23 protein-coding genes, 1 pseudogene and 2 other annotated features are annotated in these 20,637 nt (G+C 32.0%); of the genes and pseudogenes, 22 read left to right on the top strand and 2 right to left on the bottom strand.

Annotated features, from left to right (window positions below):
* Positions 1 to 25 precede the first annotated feature (25 nt).
* The 8 genes from yihA to V6C74_RS05720 all read left to right on the top strand — a co-directional run bounded on the left by yihA (position 26) and on the right by V6C74_RS05720 (position 8,148).
* Entirely contained in the window at positions 26 to 613 is a 588-nt protein-coding gene (yihA, locus tag V6C74_RS05685) for a ribosome biogenesis GTP-binding protein YihA/YsxC (RefSeq protein WP_002453415.1), read from the top strand.
* Positions 614 to 816: 203 nt separating this feature from the next.
* On the top strand, positions 817 to 2,163 hold the full coding sequence (gene hemA, locus V6C74_RS05690) for a glutamyl-tRNA reductase (RefSeq protein ID WP_016898220.1): 1,347 nt from the start codon (positions 817 to 819) through the stop codon (positions 2,161 to 2,163).
* A gap of 21 nt (positions 2,164 to 2,184) precedes the next feature.
* The gene (locus V6C74_RS05695; protein WP_002436077.1) at positions 2,185 to 2,997 is read left to right on the top strand and encodes an inner membrane protein YpjD; all 813 of its coding nucleotides are present in this window, start codon (positions 2,185 to 2,187) and stop codon (positions 2,995 to 2,997) included.
* 66 nt (positions 2,998 to 3,063) lie between these two features.
* On the top strand, positions 3,064 to 3,993 hold the full coding sequence (hemC, locus tag V6C74_RS05700; protein ID WP_002453413.1) for a hydroxymethylbilane synthase: 930 nt from the start codon (positions 3,064 to 3,066) through the stop codon (positions 3,991 to 3,993).
* A gap of 34 nt (positions 3,994 to 4,027) precedes the next feature.
* Positions 4,028 to 4,708: a uroporphyrinogen-III synthase gene (locus V6C74_RS05705; protein ID WP_029625713.1), complete on the top strand. Its 681-nt coding sequence runs from the start codon at positions 4,028 to 4,030 to the stop codon at positions 4,706 to 4,708.
* Positions 4,698 to 5,672, top strand: coding sequence for a porphobilinogen synthase (hemB, locus tag V6C74_RS05710; protein ID WP_002453411.1), 975 nt, complete (start codon positions 4,698 to 4,700; stop codon positions 5,670 to 5,672). Before V6C74_RS05705 ends, hemB begins: the two co-directional genes overlap by 11 nt.
* Positions 5,673 to 5,700: 28 nt before the next feature.
* The gene (hemL, locus tag V6C74_RS05715) at positions 5,701 to 6,984 is read left to right on the top strand and encodes a glutamate-1-semialdehyde 2,1-aminomutase (protein WP_002435979.1); all 1,284 of its coding nucleotides are present in this window, start codon (positions 5,701 to 5,703) and stop codon (positions 6,982 to 6,984) included.
* Between the two features lie 96 nt (positions 6,985 to 7,080).
* A complete protein-coding gene (locus V6C74_RS05720) occupies positions 7,081 to 8,148 on the top strand; it encodes an AbrB family transcriptional regulator (protein ID WP_029625712.1) in 1,068 nt (355 codons plus the stop codon).
* A gap of 52 nt (positions 8,149 to 8,200) precedes the next feature.
* Here V6C74_RS05720 and V6C74_RS05725 read toward each other — a convergent pair whose 3' ends face one another.
* Positions 8,201 to 8,761: a DNA-3-methyladenine glycosylase I gene (locus V6C74_RS05725; RefSeq protein WP_002453409.1), complete on the bottom strand. Its 561-nt coding sequence runs from the start codon at positions 8,759 to 8,761 to the stop codon at positions 8,201 to 8,203.
* Between the two features lie 58 nt (positions 8,762 to 8,819).
* Positions 8,820 to 9,067, top strand: a binding site (T-box leader).
* A gap of 40 nt (positions 9,068 to 9,107) precedes the next feature.
* Here V6C74_RS05725 and V6C74_RS05730 point away from each other — a divergent pair.
* The 5 genes from V6C74_RS05730 (at position 9,108) to V6C74_RS05750 (ending at position 14,939) form a co-directional block, all read left to right on the top strand.
* Complete coding sequence (locus tag V6C74_RS05730) at positions 9,108 to 11,738, top strand: valine--tRNA ligase (RefSeq protein ID WP_016898218.1); 2,631 nt, start codon at positions 9,108 to 9,110, stop codon at positions 11,736 to 11,738.
* Positions 11,739 to 11,748: 10 nt separating this feature from the next.
* Positions 11,749 to 13,014 (top strand): folylpolyglutamate synthase/dihydrofolate synthase family protein, encoded by a 1,266-nt coding sequence (locus V6C74_RS05735; protein ID WP_016898217.1) that lies wholly within the window; start codon positions 11,749 to 11,751, stop codon positions 13,012 to 13,014.
* A 185-nt stretch (positions 13,015 to 13,199) separates the two neighbouring features.
* A complete protein-coding gene (locus V6C74_RS05740; protein ID WP_002453406.1) occupies positions 13,200 to 13,910 on the top strand; it encodes an A24 family peptidase in 711 nt (236 codons plus the stop codon).
* Positions 13,907 to 14,590, top strand: a complete 684-nt coding sequence (gene radC, locus V6C74_RS05745; RefSeq protein ID WP_016898216.1) for a DNA repair protein RadC — start codon at positions 13,907 to 13,909, stop codon at positions 14,588 to 14,590. Before V6C74_RS05740 ends, radC begins: the two co-directional genes overlap by 4 nt.
* Before the next feature lie 67 nt (positions 14,591 to 14,657).
* Complete coding sequence (locus tag V6C74_RS05750) at positions 14,658 to 14,939, top strand: hypothetical protein (RefSeq protein ID WP_002453404.1); 282 nt, start codon at positions 14,658 to 14,660, stop codon at positions 14,937 to 14,939.
* A 69-nt stretch (positions 14,940 to 15,008) separates the two neighbouring features.
* On the opposite strand, the gene V6C74_RS05755 is transcribed toward V6C74_RS05750, so the two are convergent.
* The gene (locus tag V6C74_RS05755) at positions 15,009 to 15,188 is read right to left on the bottom strand and encodes a hypothetical protein (RefSeq protein WP_037560643.1); all 180 of its coding nucleotides are present in this window, start codon (positions 15,186 to 15,188) and stop codon (positions 15,009 to 15,011) included.
* 165 nt (positions 15,189 to 15,353) lie between these two features.
* Here V6C74_RS05755 and V6C74_RS05760 point away from each other — a divergent pair, with 165 nt between their 5' ends.
* The 9 genes and pseudogenes from V6C74_RS05760 to V6C74_RS05800 all read left to right on the top strand — a co-directional run bounded on the left by V6C74_RS05760 (position 15,354) and on the right by V6C74_RS05800 (position 20,634).
* Entirely contained in the window at positions 15,354 to 15,836 is a 483-nt protein-coding gene (locus tag V6C74_RS05760; RefSeq protein ID WP_002436062.1) for a DUF4930 family protein, read from the top strand.
* An 88-nt stretch (positions 15,837 to 15,924) separates the two neighbouring features.
* Positions 15,925 to 16,065: a hypothetical protein gene (locus V6C74_RS05765; RefSeq protein WP_002436055.1), complete on the top strand. Its 141-nt coding sequence runs from the start codon at positions 15,925 to 15,927 to the stop codon at positions 16,063 to 16,065.
* Positions 16,066 to 16,261: 196 nt separating this feature from the next.
* Positions 16,262 to 17,104, top strand: a complete 843-nt coding sequence (gene mreC / locus V6C74_RS05770; RefSeq protein ID WP_002453403.1) for a rod shape-determining protein MreC — start codon at positions 16,262 to 16,264, stop codon at positions 17,102 to 17,104.
* Positions 17,104 to 17,626 (top strand): annotated as a pseudogene (gene mreD / locus V6C74_RS05775) (rod shape-determining protein MreD). Before mreC ends, mreD begins: the two are co-directional and overlap by 1 nt.
* Positions 17,627 to 17,658: 32 nt before the next feature.
* Positions 17,659 to 17,789 (top strand) — a sequence feature (ribosomal protein L21 leader region).
* A gap of 12 nt (positions 17,790 to 17,801) precedes the next feature.
* On the top strand, positions 17,802 to 18,110 hold the full coding sequence (gene rplU, locus V6C74_RS05780; protein ID WP_002436008.1) for a 50S ribosomal protein L21: 309 nt from the start codon (positions 17,802 to 17,804) through the stop codon (positions 18,108 to 18,110).
* A 4-nt stretch (positions 18,111 to 18,114) separates the two neighbouring features.
* Positions 18,115 to 18,435, top strand: a complete 321-nt coding sequence (locus V6C74_RS05785) for a ribosomal-processing cysteine protease Prp (protein WP_002436010.1) — start codon at positions 18,115 to 18,117, stop codon at positions 18,433 to 18,435.
* An 11-nt stretch (positions 18,436 to 18,446) separates the two neighbouring features.
* Complete coding sequence (gene rpmA, locus V6C74_RS05790) at positions 18,447 to 18,731, top strand: 50S ribosomal protein L27 (RefSeq protein WP_001830822.1); 285 nt, start codon at positions 18,447 to 18,449, stop codon at positions 18,729 to 18,731.
* A gap of 143 nt (positions 18,732 to 18,874) precedes the next feature.
* Positions 18,875 to 20,167 (top strand): GTPase ObgE, encoded by a 1,293-nt coding sequence (gene obgE / locus V6C74_RS05795; protein ID WP_002436005.1) that lies wholly within the window; start codon positions 18,875 to 18,877, stop codon positions 20,165 to 20,167.
* Between the two features lie 11 nt (positions 20,168 to 20,178).
* Complete coding sequence (locus V6C74_RS05800) at positions 20,179 to 20,634, top strand: ACT domain-containing protein (protein WP_002453401.1); 456 nt, start codon at positions 20,179 to 20,181, stop codon at positions 20,632 to 20,634.
* The last annotated feature ends 3 nt before the right edge of the window (positions 20,635 to 20,637 follow it).

Below are 20,637 nucleotides of genomic sequence, written 5' to 3' on the forward strand. Positions count from 1 at the left end.
TTAAGTGATAAAGAGAGGATCTAACATGAATATTAATCCTAATAATATTGAATTAATAATTAGTGCTGTTCAAGAGGCTCAATATCCTGAGACAAATTTGTCAGAAGTTGCTTTAAGCGGTCGTTCAAATGTTGGTAAATCAACATTTATCAATAGTATGATAGGACGAAAAAATATGGCTCGAACATCTCAACAACCTGGTAAAACTCAAACACTTAATTTCTTTAATATCGATGAACAACTTATCTTTGTAGATGTACCAGGGTATGGCTATGCAAAAGTGAGTAAAGCACAAAGAGAAAAATTCGGAAAAATGATAGAAGAGTATTTAACTCAACGAGAAAATCTAAGACTTGTCATACAACTCGTTGATTTAAGACATAATCCGACTGAAGATGATGTGCTTATGTATAATTATCTCAAACATTTTGATATACCTACTCTAGTTATCTGCACTAAAGAAGATAAAATCGCTAAAGGAAAAGTGCAAAAGCATTTAAAAAATATTAAGGATAAACTTGAATTAGAACCTGAGGACAGTATTATTAGTTATTCTTCTATTAAAAATAATAAGCAACAACAAATTTGGGATCTCATTTCAACTTATTTATAATCATTATTGATTAAGATTGCTTAAACGAGTACAAATTTAGATATGAACTATATTTGATGGAAGATAATATTAATGATTGTAATGATTTTGACAAAAAATTGAAGTTAGATTAGAATATTTCTAATTTATTTGAGCAATCAACTTAAATGTGTATTTAAATGTGTTATACTTGGATTATTGTTAGTATATGGAGGGCGTTATAAATGCATTTTATTGCAATTAGCATAAATCATCGAACTGCTGATGTAGCACTAAGAGAGCAAGTTGCTTTTAGAGATGATACCTTGCGATTAGCCCATGAAGATTTATATGAAACTAAATCTATTTTAGAAAATGTCATTTTATCTACATGTAATCGTACTGAAGTATACGCCGTTGTTGATCAAATCCATACAGGACGCTACTATATTCAACGATTTTTAGCACGTTCATTTGGATTCGATGTAGATGATATTAAAGTAATGTCAGAAGTCAAAGTGGGGGACGACGCAGTAGAACATTTATTGCGTGTGATTTCTGGTCTTGATTCAATAGTACTTGGTGAAACTCAAATTTTAGGTCAAATGCGTGATGCATTCTTCCTTGCCCAAGAAACAGGTACTACTGGAACGATATTTAATCATTTATTTAAACAGGCAATTACTTTTGCTAAACGCGCACATAGTGAAACAGACATTGCAGATAATGCAGTAAGTGTTTCATACGCTGCAGTTGAATTAGCTAAAAAGGTATTCGGTAAATTAAAAAGTAAACATGCTGTCATTATTGGTGCAGGGGAAATGAGTGAATTATCACTCTTAAATCTTTTAGGTTCTGGTATCTCAAACATTACTATTGTCAATCGTACTCTAGCTAAAGCAGAAATTTTAGCTAATAAACATAATGTATCATTTGATTCTTTAGATGCTTTACCTTCATTGTTAGAGCAAACTGATATTGTAATCAGCTCTACAAGTTCTCAAGATTATATCATTACTAATGAAATGATTAATCAAATTTCTGATCGTAGAAAAGTTGATTCATTAGTTATGATTGATATAGCGGTACCGCGTGATATTGAACCAGGTATCGATGCAATCACTAATATTTTCAACTATGATGTTGATGATTTAAAAGGTTTAGTTGACGCTAATTTAAGAGAACGTCAACTTGCAGCTGAAACGATTGCACAACAAATTCCAGCTGAAATTGACTCACACAATGAATGGGTTAATATGTTAGGTGTCGTACCTGTCATTCGAGCATTACGTGATAAAGCTATGGATATACAATCAGAAACGATGGATAGTATTGACCGTAAATTACCTCATCTTTCAGAAAGAGAAAGAAAAGTAATTTCTAAGCATACAAAAAGTATTATTAATCAAATGTTGAAAGATCCAATCAAACAGGCTAAAGAATTAAGTAGTGATAAGAAAAGTACTGAAAAATTAGAGCTATTTCAAAACATTTTTGACATTGAAGCCGAAGATCCTAGAGAAAAGGCTAAGCTAGAAAAAGAGAGTAAAGCACAGGAGATCTCTGCTCGTCGAATTTTTAGTTTTGAATAAGCATATTAATATGGTGATAATATGCAAGAAACCCTGTTTATTCGATTTCATGAAATTATATTAATTATATATATTCTAAGTATAGTGTTCTATTTTATAGATTTTATTAGTAAAAGTTATAAAGTTAGGACTTTAGGCGTTTATTCATTAGGGATTGTTTGGGTATTACAAACAATCTCTTTATCTGTTTTTATCATTCAAACTCAAAAAGTGCCTTTAAATTCGATATTTGATGTCTTTTTCACACTTACGTGGATTATTATTTCACTTTCTTTAATATTGAATTTAATTAAAGTTCTTAATTTCTCCGTTTTCTTCTTGAATTTAGTAGGATTAGCACTTATGGCGATGAACACGTTTCAGCCTGAACACTATCAAACACAGGTACAACAAGTAGCTGTGATTAATGAACTTTTACTTGTTCATATTGGTTTAGCTGTGTTAAGTTACGCCTTCTTTGCAGTAGCATTTGTGAATGCTTTGCTATACATTATTCAATATAGAAACTTAAAAGAGAAAATTTTTGATCAAAATTACTTTAGAATTGGTAGCGTCGCTACTTTAGAGTCGATTATATTTTACTCCACACTAATAGGCTTTATCGTTCTTATTTTGAGTATTATTTTAGGTGCTCAATGGGGCGTTTTTGCCATCGGTAATCGTATTTTTATAGATCCAAAAGTTATCTTTTCTTCAATTATTACTTTATTATATGGTGTTTACATCCTGTTACGTATTAGAAAATGGATTACACAAAGAAATTTAATTTATTTTAATATCATTCTATTCTGTCTTAGTATGATTAATTTATTCTTTACAACGCACTTTAATTAAAAAGTTGCTTAATTTTTACTATTTCGAGTATTTAATAGATTTTAGTACCTAGGAGGCATTCAACATATGCGTAAACTCGTTGTTGGATCACGTAGAAGTAAACTAGCTTTGACTCAAAGTCAACAATTTATATATAAATTAAAAAAAGTCGATCCTGATTTAGACATCGAAATCAAAGAAATTGTTACAAAAGGGGACCAAATTGTAGATAAACAACTATCCAAAGTTGGAGGTAAAGGTCTATTTGTTAAAGAAATTCAAAATGAATTATTTAATAAAGAAATAGATATGGCTATTCATTCTCTGAAAGATGTGCCAAGTATTATTCCCGAAGGTCTTACATTAGGATGTATTCCAGATCGTGAAGTTCCATTCGATGCTTATATTTCGAAAAATCACACCCCACTAAGTGAGTTAACAGAGGGTAGTATAGTCGGTACAAGTTCACTTCGTCGAGGTGCACAGATTTTATCTAAATATCCTCATTTGGAAATTAAATGGATCCGCGGTAATATAGATACGCGTTTAAAAAAATTAGAAACAGAAGATTATGATGCAATTATACTCGCTGCAGCAGGTCTAAAACGTATGGGTTGGTCAGACGACATAGTTACAACTTATTTAGATAAAGATGTCCTTCTACCAGCTATTGGACAAGGAGCACTAGGTATAGAATGTAGAAGCGATGATAAAGAACTGTTAGAGTTGCTTAAAAAAGTGCATAATCAAGATGTCGCACAATGTGTTACTGCTGAACGTACCTTCTTGTCGGAGATGGATGGCAGTTGCCAAGTACCCATCGGTGGATACGCCACTATAGATGGTGATAAGCAAATCGAGTTCACAGGATTAATTATGACACCAGATGGAAAAGAACGTTATGAACATACTGCCAAAGGTTTAGATCCTGTTGAATTAGGTCAAGAAGTTAGTCGCGTATTGAAAGAACAAGGCGCTTATGAAATTATTAGAAAGTTAAATGAGGAAAATAATTAAAAAGATTACCATGTCTTAAAGGTGGAACTCAATGATGAAACCAGTTATAGTTATGACCCAAACAAGTAAAGTTCAAAGTAATTTAGTCAATATTATTCATAAACCATTGATTCAAATACAAGAACTTTCGTTTAATGAGCATTTGCTTAATCATGACTATGACTGGCTTATTTTTTCTTCTAAAAATGCAGTCAAATACTTTTATGAGTATTTAAAAAGCGTTAAAGTTAAGAAGGTAGCAGTTATCGGTGAGAAAACGGCCCAATACTGCGAGGATTTAAATATAAATGTTGATTTTATTCCATGTGATTTTTCTCAAGAAGGATTTCTTAAAGAGTTTAATTCTATGAATCAGCGAATCTTACTTCCTTCTAGTCAGCTTGCACGACCAAAATTAGCACATCAATTGAATAATAATAATGTTGTGATTAAGATTGATTTATATAAACCTATACCTCACCATCAAAATATTAATGAGGTTAAACAACTTGTAAAAAATAATGAATTAGATGCTATAACTTTCTCAAGCTCATCTGCAGTTCGTTATTATTTTGAAAATGGAGATACTCCAGAGTTTCACCATTACTATGCGATAGGAAAGCAAACAGCTACAGTTCTTAAAAATTATAATCAATATGTGCAAGTTGCTGATTCACAAACTTCGGAATCAATAATAGCCAAAATTTTAGAAAGTAGGGAGAATAATGAAATTTGATAGACATAGAAGACTACGTTCTTCTCATACAATGCGAGATTTAGTGAGAGAGACACACGTGAGAAAAGAGGATTTAATTTATCCTATATTCGTAGTCGAACAAGATGACATTAAATCTGAAATTCATTCACTACCTGGTGTATATCAAATTAGTTTAAATCTATTACATGAAGAAATTAAAGATGCTTATGATTTAGACATTAGAGCAATAATGTTCTTTGGAGTGCCTAATAACAAAGACGATGTAGGTTCAGGTGCATACGATCATAACGGTGTTGTACAAGAAGCAACGCGTATTGCTAAAAAAATGTATGATGACTTGTTAATTGTTGCGGATACTTGTATATGTGAATATACAGATCACGGCCATTGTGGCGTTATTGATGATCATACTCATGATGTTGACAATGATAAGTCATTACCTTTATTAGTTAAAACTGCTATATCACAAGTAGAAGCAGGCGCAGATATTATCGCTCCAAGTAATATGATGGATGGTTTCGTTGCAGAAATTAGGGAAGGCTTAGATCAAGCTGGGTACGAAAATATTCCAATTATGAGTTATGGTATTAAATATGCATCTAGTTTCTTCGGTCCGTTCCGTGATGCAGCAGATTCAGCTCCATCTTTCGGTGACAGAAAAACTTATCAAATGGATCCAGCAAATCGTTTAGAAGCATTAAGAGAATTAGAAAGCGATCTTAAAGAAGGTTGCGATATGATGATTGTTAAGCCAGCTTTAAGTTACTTAGATATTGTTAGAGACGTAAAAAATAATACTAATGTTCCTGTTGTTGCATACAATGTCAGTGGTGAATATAGCATGACTAAAGCTGCGGCCCTCAATGGTTGGATTGATGAAGAAAAAATTGTGATGGAACAAATGATTTCTATGAAGCGTGCTGGTGCGGATTTAATCATCACTTACTTTGCTAAGGATATATGTCGCTATTTAGATAAGTAATGAATCACTACTAAGGAGGATTTTATTTATGGGTTATGAAAAATCTATAAAAGCTATGGAAACAGCTGAAAATTTAATGCCTGGAGGTGTTAATAGCCCTGTCAGAGCATTTAAATCGGTAGATACACCTGCTATTTTTATGGATCATGCAGACGGTTCTAAAATATATGATATAGATGGCAATGAATACATTGATTATGTACTAAGTTGGGGACCGCTAATTTTAGGACATAAAAATAAACGTGTGATAGAAAAGCTTCATGAAGCAGTTGATAACGGTACAAGCTTTGGTGCTTCAACGTTACAAGAAAATAAACTAGCAGAACTCGTGATTGACAGAGTGCCATCAATAGAAAAAGTAAGAATGGTGTCTTCAGGTACTGAAGCTACACTTGATACTCTACGTTTAGCTAGAGGGTATACAGGTCGTAGTAAGATAATTAAGTTTGAAGGTTGCTATCATGGTCATAGTGATTCTTTATTAATTAAAGCTGGTTCTGGCGTAGCTACATTAGGATTACCTGACTCTCCTGGTGTACCAGAGGGAATTGCTAAAAACACAATAACAGTTCCTTATAATGATTTAGAATCATTAAAATTAGCTTTTGAAAAATATGGTGACGATATCGCTGGTGTAATTGTTGAACCAGTAGCAGGTAATATGGGTGTAGTTCCGCCTTTAGAAGGATTCTTACAAGGTTTACGTGACATTACAAATGAATATGGTTCTTTACTTATTTTTGATGAAGTAATGACTGGTTTCCGCGTAGGATATAATTGTGCTCAAGGTTACTTTGGTGTTACTCCAGACTTAACTTGTTTAGGAAAAGTTATTGGTGGCGGATTACCAGTTGGTGCATTTGGTGGTAAAAAAGAAATTATGGATCAAATAGCTCCAGTAGGAAATATTTATCAAGCTGGAACTCTATCAGGAAATCCTTTAGCAATGACGAGTGGGTATGAAACATTAAGTCAGCTAACTCCTGAGTCTTATGAATATTTTAATGAATTAGGGGACATTCTTGAAAAAGGTCTAAAAGATGTGTTCGCTAAACATAATGTACCTATTACTGTAAATAGAGCAGGCTCAATGATAGGATACTTCCTAAATGAGGGTCCTGTTACTAATTTTGATGAAGCAAATAAAAGTGATTTAGAACTATTTAGTAATATGTATAGAGAAATGGCAAAAGAAGGTGTATTCTTACCGCCATCTCAATTCGAGGGTACTTTCCTTTCAATGGCTCATACTAAAGAGGATATTGAAAAAACAATTCAAGCATTTGATAACGCACTAGGCCGTATTGTATGATAAATTGAACTAAATAAAAAGATAAATGACTGGGGTGATAGCTATTATCCCAGTCTAAGTTTTGTTAATGTTCTTTTATGAAAGTAGTGAGATAAGATGAATAATATACAGAGAAATAACTTTATTGTCTTAGCATTAGCTATAATAATAAGTTTAATATTGAAGATTTCTCACATACTGTTGCCTTTCATGTTTGGACCAATTATTGCAGCGGTTATTTGTGTGAAAGCATTTAAATTGGAGATCAAATGGCCTTTTTGGTTAAGTCAAATCGGTTTAATATTTCTTGGCGTACAAATTGGTTCTACTTTTACGAAAACAGTGATCGGTGATATAAAAAATGATTGGTTAACAATCATCATAGTAACTGTACTTTTATTAGTCTTAGCATTATTAATAGCTTATTTCTTTAAGAAAATAGCTCAAGTTAATTCGGAAACAGCTATTTTAAGTGTAATTCCAGGTGCATTAAGCCAAATGTTAATTATGGCTGAGGAAGATAAGAAAGCTAATATTTTAGTTGTAAGTTTAACTCAAACATCTCGTATAATATTTGTGGTTATATTAGTTCCGTTGATATCATATTTTTTCCAAGATTCCCACAATACCACTAGGGAACATGTAAGTAAAGCTCCAGCATTGACGCATGCTCTTGATTTTTGGCAAATAATCATAATATTTTTAGCTGTAGCAATAGTTTATTTCTTGATGGCGAAAATTAACTTTCCTACTAAACAATTGTTAGCTCCTATATTTGTCTTAATTGTTTGGAATATGACTACAAATTTAAATTTCACTTTAGATAATTGGTTACTCGCATCTGCGCAAGTGATTTATATGATACGTATAGGCCTTCAAATTGCTCATCTACTTAATGATTTAAAAGGTCGTATCGCAGTAGCTATTGCTTTTCAGAATATAATGTTAATTATTTCGGCTTTTATAATGGTGGTTATCATTCATCTTTTCACGCATAATTCAATTAATGAATTATTCTTAGGTGCAGCCCCAGGAGGTATGAGTCAAATAGGTTTAGTAGCTATAGCTACTGGTGCCGATGTAGCAATGATTTCAAGTTATCACATCTTTAGAATTTTCTTCATTCTATTCTTAGTTGCACCTGTGATTAATTATTTCTTAAAATTCAGAGCGAAATCTCGTTAAATAAATAATAAAACGCATTTCCTAAGTTAATAGGAAATGCGTTTATTTCTATCTAAGAATGACTCGGTTTAACAGGGCATCCTTCAAGATGTGAATCGTATAATCCTGCAGCCTCAAGAAATGAAAATACAGTGACAGGACCTAAAAATTTAAAACCATATTTTTTTAAATCTTTAGAAAGTTGTGTAGCTTTATCATCTACTGTTTTACGATCTCTGTTTTTTTTATAACCCATATTAATAGGTTGATGATTAACATATGACCAAAGAAAATCACTAAAACTTTTATAATCTTTTTCAATTTGTAAGTAACCTCGTGCTTGGCTAACAATAGCTTCTAACTTTTTTCTATTATGAACTATATTAGGAAATTCCATTAGGCGATCAATATCTTTATCAGACATTTTGGCAACCTTTTTTGGTTCGAAGTTATAGAATGCTTCTTCATAGGATTCTTTTTTCTTTAAGATAGTAAGCCATGATAAACCGGCATGTTGGGATTCTAAGGCGATTAACTTAAAAAGTTCTTTACTATCATATAAAGGTTGACCCCAAAAATTATCATGATATTCTAAATAAGTTTCATCTTTAGTACCAAAGGCGCACTCATTCATAAATTTTACCTCCAATACATTGACTTATTGATGTATCCATTATACTATAAATAAGCAAATGAATATAATGATAGGGAAGAGTAAATTCTAATCATTTCAAAGAGAGCATATGTTTGGTGTGAATATGTAGATGATTTTAATTGAAGGTAGCCCAAAATGAAACTTTCACTGAACAAATATTCAGTAGGTGAAAGCGTGTGAGAGCGTTAATCTTATACTTAAGTGCTCGAAGAATAAAGTATGTTTATGTTAAAAGGCTTTATTTTTCTTGAATATAGGTGGTACCACGGAACATCCGTCCTATTTTTAGGGTGGATGTTTTTTTATTTTATAAGGAGGTTTTTACATGGAAATGAAACCGAAATACGACCCAAGAGAAGTAGAAGCTGGTCGTTATGAAGAATGGGTAAAAAATGGTTATTTTAAACCATCAGAAGATAAATCGAAAGATACATATACTATTGTTATTCCGCCGCCAAATGTGACGGGAAAATTACATTTAGGACATGCGTGGGACACAACGTTACAAGATATAATTACTCGTATGAAGAGAATGCAAGGATACGATACTTTGTATCTTCCAGGTATGGATCATGCTGGGATAGCTACACAAGCGAAAGTAGAAGCAAAATTAAATGAACAAGGTATTTCAAGACATGAATTAGGTCGAGAAAAATTTCTAGAACAAGCTTGGGATTGGAAAGAGGAATACGCTTCATTTATTAGACAACAATGGGCTAAACTAGGCTTAGGATTGGATTATAGTAGAGAGCGTTTTACTCTTGATGAAGGTCTAAGTAAAGCTGTTAGAAAAGTATTTGTTGATTTATATAACAAGGATATAATTTATAGAGGAGAAAGAATTATTAACTGGGATCCTCAAGCTAGAACGGCTTTATCTGACATTGAAGTTATTCATGAAGATGTGCAAGGTGCATTTTATCACTTTAAATATCCTTACGCAGACGGTGAAGGTTATATTGAAATTGCGACTACCCGTCCCGAGACAATGTTAGGTGATACAGCGATTGTTGTTAACCCTAACGATGAACGTTATAAAGATGTTATTGGTAAAAAAGTAATTTTACCAATTGTTGGTAGAGAATTGCCTATCTTAGCTGATGAATATGTTGATATAGAATTTGGTTCAGGTGCAATGAAAGTCACACCTGCGCATGATCCAAACGACTTTGAAATTGGGCAAAGACATGATTTAGAAAATATCATCGTAATGGATGAATACGGTAAAATGAATGAGAGATCTGGTAAATATGAAGGTATGGATCGTTTCGAATGTCGTAAACAACTTGTTCAAGATTTAAAAGATCAAGATTTAGTTATTAAAATCGAAGAGCATACGCATTCTGTAGGTCACTCAGAAAGAACAGGTGCAATCGTCGAACCGTATTTATCAACACAATGGTTTGTTAAAATGAAACCTTTAGCTCAAAGAGCACTAGATAACCAAAAAACAGACGACAGAATTGATTTCTTCCCAGGTCGTTTCGAAAACACATTTAATCGTTGGATGGAAGAAATAAGAGATTGGACTATTTCTCGTCAATTATGGTGGGGACATCAGATTCCTGCTTGGTATCATAAAGAAACTGGTGAAATCTACGTAGGGGAAGAAGCACCAAGTGACATTGACAATTGGGAGCAAGATGCAGATGTATTAGATACTTGGTTCTCAAGTGCTTTATGGCCATTTTCTACTTTAGGTTGGCCAGATACTGAATCTGAAGACTTTAAACGTTATTATCCAACGAATGCTTTAGTTACAGGTTATGACATTATTTTTTTCTGGGTAGCAAGAATGATATTCCAAGGATTAGAATTCACAGATAGAAGACCATTTAATGATGTTTTACTACACGGTTTAGTAAGAGCTGAAGATGGACGTAAAATGAGTAAGTCATTAGGTAATGGTGTAGACCCAATGGATGTAATTGATGAATATGGTGCAGATAGCTTGAGATACTTCTTAGCTACTGGTTCATCACCAGGTCATGACTTACGCTATTCGACTGAAAAAGTTGAATCTGTATGGAATTTTATAAACAAAATTTGGAACGCTGCGCGCTTTAGTTTAATGAATATTGGTGAAGAGTTTAAAGTAGAAGATATCGATTTATCTGGAAACTTATCGCTGGCTGATAAATGGATTTTAACTCGCCTAAATGAAACAATTAAAACCGTAACAGATTTAAGTGACAAATATGAGTTTGGTGAAGTAGGGCGTGCGCTTTATAACTTTATTTGGGACGAATTCTGTGATTGGTATATTGAAATGAGTAAGATACCAATGAATGGTGATGATGAAGCTCAGAAACAAACTACACGTTCAGTGTTAAGTTATGTTCTTGATAAAATTATGAAGATGTTACATCCATTTATGCCTTTTGTTACAGAAACAATCTGGCAAAGTTTACCTCATGAAGGTGAAACTATAGTTAACGCAGATTGGCCAACTGTTAACTCTGAATATATGTTTGACGAAAGTAAACAAACAATGCAGCAACTTGTTGAAATCATTAAATCTGTTCGTCAATCAAGAGTTGAAGTGAATACGCCACTTTCTAAATCAATACCAATTTTAATTCAAACTAAAGATGATAACGTTAAGCAAACATTGAAAGATAATGCGAGTTATTTACACAAATTCTGTAACCCAAGCGAACTCACTATTGATACAGAAGTTGAAATTCCTGAAAAAGCTATGACATCAGTAGTTGTAGCGGGTAAAGTTGTGTTACCGCTTGAAGGACTTATTGATATGGATAAAGAAATCGCTCGCTTAGAAAAAGAACTAGATAAACTTCAAAGTGAATTAGATAGAGTAGACAAAAAATTATCAAACGAAAACTTTGTAAATAAAGCACCTGAGAAAATAATTAATGAAGAAAAAGAAAAACAACAACATTATCAAGAGAAGTATAATGGTGTTAAATCACGAATCGAACAATTAAAAGCATAGGAGTATGATCATGAATTACCTAGACAGCTTGTATTGGATACATGAAAGATCGAAATTTGGTATTAAACCAGGTGTCAAACGTATGGAATGGATGTTAGAACAATTTAATAATCCTCAAGATAAAATTAGAGGTATACATGTTGGCGGCACCAATGGTAAAGGGTCTACGGTAGCATATCTAAGAACTGCTTTGGTTGAAAATGGTTATGATGTCGGAACCTTTACATCTCCGTTTATAGAAAGTTTTAATGAACGCATTAGTTTAAATGGCACACCAATTACTAATGATGAAATTGTAGATTTAGTTGAGCGTGTTAAGCCAGTTAGTGAAGCTTTAGAAAATGAAACAGAACTTGGTGGAGCAACAGAGTTCGAAATTATTACTACTATGATGTTCCTTTACTTCGGTGAAATCCATCCAGTTGATTTCGTTATCATAGAAGCTGGTTTAGGAATTAAACACGATTCAACAAATGTATTTAAACCAATTTTATCAATTTTAACTAGTATTGGATTGGATCATACTGATATTCTTGGGTCAACTTATCTAGATATAGCAAAAGATAAATCAGCAATAATTAAACCATATACACCAGTTATCTATGCTGTGAAAAACGATGAAGCTCTTAAGTATGTGAGAGACTATGCTTTAGAACAAAACGCTAAACCAATTGAGTTAGATAGAGAAGTAACAATCATTTCACAAGATGATGAGTTTACTTACCGATATAAAGATTATGAACTAGAAACTATCATTTTAAATATGATGGGTGAACATCAGAAAGAAAATGCTTCCTTGGCAATTACGGCGCTTATTGAACTTAATGAAGCGGATATTATTGATTTAGATTTTAATAAGATGATTGATGGTATTGAAACTGTAAATTGGACTGGACGTATTGAACAAGTGAAAGAACAGCCGCTTATGGTTATCGATGGTGCACATAATAATGAAAGTGTAGAAGCTTTAATCGATACTATTAAACATTACTATGGTAGAGATAAAATTGATGTACTCTTCTCAGCAATTAAAGGCAAACCAATTAATTCGATGATTCATAATTTAAGTGAAATTGCCTCGCAGTTTTATTTAGCGGATTTCGATTTTCCTAAAGCTTTAACTAAAGAAGAAATTGCTGATGAAACTAATTTAGATAATGTAGAACTTGTAGAAGATTATGTACAGTTTATTGAAAATTACACTGGTGAAGGTTTAATCATCACGGGTAGTTTGTATTTTATAAGCGAAATAAAAGCAAAAATTAAATTTAACTAAATTAAGAAAGAGTAAAATGAGTAGTTATACTAACTTGTTTTACTCTTTTTTTATATGAAAGCCATTAAAATATGGAAATTAAACATAGCCAATAAATAAGTACTCCAATGATAAAATTTCTCTAATTATGCAACTATTTACATTCAAAAGAAATTACTTATAATTATTTTAAAGGAGGATGATAAATGGCTTTACTGGCTTATTCATGTAGTGCGATATTTAGTTTTTTATACCAATTTAGTCACAAGGGTACATTAAAATTTAATTATTTCTTTTCAAGATCCGTTTGTGATCATTGTAATCAAAATGTTAAGCCTTATGACTTATTACCGATTATGAGCTACATATTACTCAAAGGGCGCGCTCGCTGTTGTCACAAGAAATTACAAATATATTATTTGATAGGGGAAGTTTTAGCGCTTATACCAATATTTTTGTATTACTTTTCACATGGTAATATCAATTTTTCTCATTTCTTATTAACTTTTCTTTTTTTACTCAGTTTCTCTATATACGATATTAACAATCTATCGATCGACATAAGATTGTCCTCAATCTATGTTATAGTAGCCTTCTTTTGTTCACATTTATATCTTCATACTTTTATAATTACTTTTTTAATTTCGCAATTGTTATATCTAATTCTACGTAAATATATAGGTTACGGAGATATCGTAATTTTTAACATGCTGTCTTTATTCTTACCTTTAAATTTTCTTATTTATTTATGTATGTTTACTTTTATTTTTGGTGGTTTTATATCCATTTTTATAAAACTTTTGATTAATAAAGATTTAAAATATATTCCATTAATTCCTTTTGTCTTCCTCTCTTTCATTTTCACTTCGCTTTTCTATAATGATTTAAATATTGTATTAGGAGGAACATATTATTGAAAATAAATGAAATGGCAATTTCCGAGAAACCTAGAGAGCGTCTTATGAATTACGGTGCAAAAAGCTTATCAAATGTGGAATTGTTGGCAATACTTATTAATACTGGTAGAAAAGGTTTCTCTAGCATAGATATTGCTAATGAACTTATAAAAAGTCATCATTCTATTAGACATTTAAAAAAATTATCTATCAATGATTTACTAAAAGTAAAAGGGATTGGATTGTATAAAGCAATTATATTGCAAGCAGCTTTTGAGTTAGGAGAAAGGCTAAATGCATCAAGCACGATAGATAAAGTTAAAATTACTCATCCGAGTGACGTGGCTGATTTGATGATGTCTTCTATGAAAGATTTAGATCAGGAACATTTTGTAGTATTATTACTTAATTCAAAAAATATCGTTATAAAACAATCTTGGATCTTCAAAGGAACACTTAATAGTTCGATTATTCATCCACGTGAGGTATTTAATATTGCAATTAGAGAATCCTCTAATGCTATCATTATTGTTCACAACCATCCTTCAGGTGATGTAACACCTTCTAGAGAAGACATTACTACGACTTTACGTTTAAAAGAGTGTGGTGCTATTTTAGGAATTGATGTACTTGATCACATCATCATTGGAGATAATCAATTTACAAGTTTGGTTGAAGCAGGCTATTTTGAGGAGCATTGAAATCAATTAGTTTATATCAGTCACATAGTGTATAATTTTCTTATTAAAAAATAAGGAGATATTTTATATGAGTTTATTTCTAATTTTAGGTATGATCATGCCAGTGATTTACGTAATAAGGCTTAATATCCTAGATAATATAATGACTATTAGACGTGGTTTCATAACGATTATTTTATCGATTATAGGTATAGTTACAGCATCTTTGTTAGGTAGTATAGTAACAAAGCAATTGAATGAATTAATATTTATAATCATTGGAGCTATAATAACAGGTGTATTGTGGGGATTACTTCTAGTGGGGAGTTATATATTAATAAATTGGTTATCTAAATTAATTAAAAAATAATAAAAGTTAGCTAAAAAACATTGAAGTGGTTTTGAAACATTCACTCACAATGTATAGCTAACTCTTAAATTAATTAACATAAGATATCAAGTTTTGATAGTTATCTAATAGCCAAATTACTCCTTGATACGCCAAATAAATACATAGTAAAACAATCCCTGCAGATATTAAGAAACGTAGTATAGATAGACCAACTCTAAAGAGAAGTACGACTAATAATACTATCAAAATAATAGTTAAGATACTTATCAAACGCTGTCCCTCCTCATCACGTATGCATGTTATATTGCTTATTATAATTCATTTAATGAATGTTAGCATCCGTCTACAGATATAATATTTCTACACCTATAGTCTGATGTAAACTAAAAACATTTAACATATACTTAATTAAATATGATAAGGAGGGCGAATATGAGATTTATATTTAGTATAGTTAAGAATATTATTGCTGTGCTAGCTATTATTGCTATTATTTATATAGCATTGAAGTATGCCCCTTTCCTTAGAGATCAAGAATGGAATCCTTTACATGAAAGTACTAATTATATTCAACAAAATATGCATGATACTCCGGCAAATAACAGACTACCTGCTCAGCCACAAAACGGCAAAAGTTATTCATTAAAAGAAAACGACATCATCAATAATGTCCCTTCTAGTCAAATTAAAAATGTATTTAATATGATTGATAAGAAAGAATTTATGTCAGTATCTGGTATAGGTAGAATGGGCTATAATAATAAATACTTAGCAGGCCAAAGAGGGGACGAATTTATAATATATAAATTTGGTTCAGATTCTATAAGAGTATATAACACAGAGTTTGAAATGCAACAGGATCTAAATAAATTAGGACAACATATAGAGTTAAAACCATCAGAAGCTTTTAAGTAAAAACTGTAAACTATGAATTTGAAATGTATTTTTAAATAAGTTAACCTTTATGTATAGATAAATACATTAAAGGTTGGTGTGATTTCTAATGGCTGAACAATCAAAAGAAAAACAAGCTAACGAACAAGCAAAAGCACAAAATCTTTTTGCTCGTTGGAGAAAAGAAGAAACACTATATAGCGAAGACGAAAAGAAAGATAAAAATGATAGCGAAGATGAAACTAAATAAATTTAAAGTCATATTTTATTAAACTACTAACGATAAGGTTAGTAGTTTTTTTATGTATTTAGGCATAATGTTTTTAATAAGTTTAACATTACTTATTATAAATTTTACCTTTTAGATTAGTTAGTGCTTTATTTCATGTAGTGAGTAATATAAAATATAAAAGGATAATAAATTTAGTCTTATAGAGGTGTTCTGGGTGCTTAATTTTTTCAAAAATAACAAGCTCATTGTTGTTTTATGTGCAATTATCGTTTTTATAGCGTTAATTGGTTTATCCATTCGTTCCCAAAACCAATCACCTCCAGAACAATATGTAGGAGACTCAGTTTCTTTAGGACAAAGAGTTGTGAGTTATCCTATTAATTTTGTAACTGGAGCTATTGGAAATATTTTCAATAATGGTGGATCGAAAGAAGATAAAAATAAAATTAAACAACTTGAGGCAAAGAATCAAAAGTTAGAAACTGAAAATAAAAAGTTTAAAAAAGAATTAGACGTTAAAGATTTATCAAAATATGAGCCTATTTCAACAACAGTGATTGCTAGAAACCCAGATCAGTGGATGAATACAATTGTGATAGACAAGGGTTCTAAATCTGGCATTAAAAATAATATGGCGGTTATGACTTCTGAAGGTTTAGTTGGTAGAGTCACAAAGGTAAATCAATTTTCTGCTCAAGTCGATCTGATTTCCACTCATACGAGAGCAGGTAAACTTTCAGTTAACGTACAACACGGTTCTAAAAATGTTTTTGGTTTGATTGATCATTATGATGCTAAGAATGAAGAATTAGTGATTAGTGATATTAACAACAAAGATAGTGTGAAAAAAGGAGATAAGGTAGTAACCAGTGGCTTAGCTGACCAGTTACCAAGTGATCTTTACATAGGTGAAGTTACAGATGTTGAAAATGATCAATACGGACTTGCCAAAGAGGTAAGAGTTAAGACTGGTGCTGATTTAGCTGACTTAAATCATGTATATGTTGCAAAACGTGATGTGAGCACGATTCCCGATGATGAAAGCAGGGATAACTAATGCGAACGCTTTATTATTTACTAATTGGAGCACTTTTATTTTATATAGATACGGCTATAGGATTAGTTATTCCATTGCATTTCGGTAAAATCGACATTATCTTTGTTCCTCATTTAACTTTAATGTACATATTGATAATGACTGTATATAGAGGTTTTGGTGTATCAATTATTCTTGCTATCTTTTTCGGAATAGTTACAGATTTATATTTTGGAAGTATATACGGTTTATATATGTTTGGTTACATTATATTAGTTGTGATTGTAGATAAATTCTTTAAAGTGTTTTATAGAGACCATACAATGCTATTTAGCATCGTGTTGTTAAGTACAGTGATACTTGAAATTTATGTAGCAGCTATATATGCAGTAATTGGATTTATTCAATTTGATTTTATTGATTTTATTTTATTCAGATTAATCCCAACGTTTATAATTAATTTTATCTTATTATTAATTTTATATCCTATCATCAATAAAATTTACGCGAAAAATGCAAAACGCAATTGACAGTAAAGCTTAGTGATGGTAAGATACAGTAGTTGAGTAGTTTCAGGCTACATACAACCGCTCAAATACAGGTTTAAGTACGAAGGCAAATATATTATTTTGTTTGTCTATTCAAGCTAGCTTCATTGTATAGCTCATGAAGGTGTCACCTGTATATGGCGTGACTTATTATATAGGAGGTGCAAAGTATGTTTGCTATTATTGAAACAGGTGGAAAACAAATCAAAGTAGAAGAAGGTCAAGAAATCTTCGTTGAAAAATTAGACGTAAATGAAGGTGACTCATTCACTTTTGATAAAGTATTATTTGTAGGTGGAGATTCAGTAAAAGTTGGTGCGCCAACTGTTGAAGGTGCGTCAGTTACTGCTACTGTTAACAAACAAGGACGCGGCAAAAAAATCACTGTATTCACTTACAGACGTCGTAAAGACTCAAAACGTAAAAAAGGCCATCGTCAACCATTTACTAAATTAACTATCGATAAAATTAACGCATAATTTTATGATTACTGTTGATATTACAGTTGATGATGAAGGCAAAGTCACAGATGTGATCATGGATGGTCATGCGAATCATGGTGAATATGGTCATGACATTGTCTGTGCTGGTGCCTCAGCAGTTTTATTTGGTAGTGTGAACGCAATTATGGGATTGACATCAGAAAAGCCTGACATCGATTACGATGATGATGGTGGTCATTTTCATATAAGAAGTGTTGATACTAATAACAAAGAAGCGCAATTAATTCTTCAAGCGATGTTAGTTTCTTTACAAACAATTGAAGAAGAATATAATGAGAATATCAGATTAAATTATAAGTGAGGTGTATCCCGATGTTAAAATTAAACTTACAATTCTTCGCATCTAAAAAAGGGGTAAGTTCTACTAAAAACGGACGTGACTCTGAATCTAAACGTTTAGGTGCTAAACGTGCTGACGGTCAATATGTATCAGGTGGTTCAATTCTTTATCGCCAACGTGGTACTAAAATCTACCCTGGTGAAAATGTAGGTCGTGGTGGCGATGATACATTATTCGCTAAAATCGACGGCGTTGTTAAATTTGAACGCAAAGGTCGCGACAAAAAACAAGTTTCTGTATACGCAGTTGCTGAATAATTTTGTCTAGTTAACACCAGAAGTGAATGCTTCTGGTGTTTTATTTTTGTTTAAATTGATATACACATTAAAAATTTTTCTATAAATAGGGATAATGATATAATTATAAGGATGAAAAATTCAGAGTAAAAGAGGTGAGATATATGTTTGTCGATCAAGTCAAAATATCTCTCAAAGCAGGTGATGGAGGTAACGGAATCACTGCTTATCGAAGAGAAAAATATGTACCTTTTGGTGGACCAGCTGGAGGTGACGGTGGTAAAGGTGCCTCAGTTGTATTTGAAGTAGATGAAGGTTTAAGAACACTTTTAGACTTTAGATATCAAAGACACTTTAAAGCTAAAAAAGGTGAAAATGGGCAAAGTAGCAATATGCATGGTAAAAATGCTGAAGACTTAGTATTAAAAGTGCCCCCAGGTACAATTATTAAAAGTGTAGAAACTGAAGAGGTTTTAGCTGACTTAGTTGAAGACGGTCAAAGAGCTATCGTTGCACGTGGGGGCCGTGGTGGTCGTGGTAACTCTCGTTTTGCTACTCCACGTAATCCAGCACCTGATTTCAGCGAAAATGGTGAGCCCGGTGAGGAACTAGATGTAACCTTAGAACTTAAATTATTAGCGGATGTCGGTTTAGTTGGTTTCCCTAGTGTTGGTAAATCTACGTTATTATCTATTGTTTCAAAAGCAAAACCTAAAATTGGAGCTTATCATTTTACTACGATTAAGCCAAACTTAGGTGTAGTTTCTACGCCAGACAGTAGAAGTTTTGTTATGGCTGATTTACCTGGTCTTATAGAAGGTGCTTCAGATGGCGTTGGTCTAGGTCATCAATTTTTAAGACATGTAGAACGAACTAAAGTGATTGTTCACATGATAGATATGAGTGGTTCTGAAGGAAGAGATCCTATTGAAGACTATAAAATCATCAATCAAGAACTTGTTAATTATAAGCAACGACTTGAAGATCGCCCACAGATTGTAGTGGCTAATAAAATGGACATTCCTGACGCTAAAGATAATTTAGAACTTTTTAAAGAGGAAGTTGGCGAAGATATTACAATTGTTCCGGTATCAACTATCACACGAGATAACATAGATCAATTGTTGTATCTCATTGCTGATAAACTAGAAGAAGTTAAAGATGTTGACTTCTCAGTTGAAGAAGATGAAAATATAGGCGTCAATCGTGTTTTATATAAACACACGCCTTCCCAAGATGCATTTACAATTACTAGAGACGACGATGGTGCTTATGTAGTAAGTGGTAATGCAATTGAAAGAATGTTCAAAATGACTGATTTCAATAGTGATCCTGCCGTACGTCGATTTGCAAGACAAATGCGTTCAATGGGTATTGATGATGCATTAAGAGAAAGAGGATGTAGCAATGGAGATATCGTTAGAATTCTAGGTGGGGAATTTGAATTTGTCGAATAGGAGTGTAGACTATGGACAATAAAGACTATAGAAAGTTTTATTTAATTAGAGAAGATGTATTACCAGAATCTGTTGTTAAAACTTTGAAAGTTAAAGATGCTTTAAAAAACAATCCTGAATTGTCCATTTATGATGCAGTTAAACAGTTCAACTTATCCCGTAGTGCCTTTTATAAATATAGGGAAACTATATTTCCTGTAGATGAAAAGATGCTAGATCATAGGGAGTTTACACTCATTTTATATGTTAATGATATAGTAGGAATGTTAGCACAAGTACTAAATACAATTTCAAAACTTCAATTATCTGTATTAACGATACACCAAAGTGTACCTATGGAAGATAAAGCTACGATTACTTTATCACTTAACGCTCAATCATCCTATCTCTCAATTGATGATGTAGTCAATACACTTAGAGAAATAGAACATGTTTCAAAAGTTGAGTTAATTAGTATGAGTATGTAAAGG

Source organism: Staphylococcus capitis subsp. capitis (assembly GCF_040739495.1).
Taxonomy (GTDB): Bacteria; Bacillota; Bacilli; order Staphylococcales; family Staphylococcaceae; genus Staphylococcus; species Staphylococcus capitis.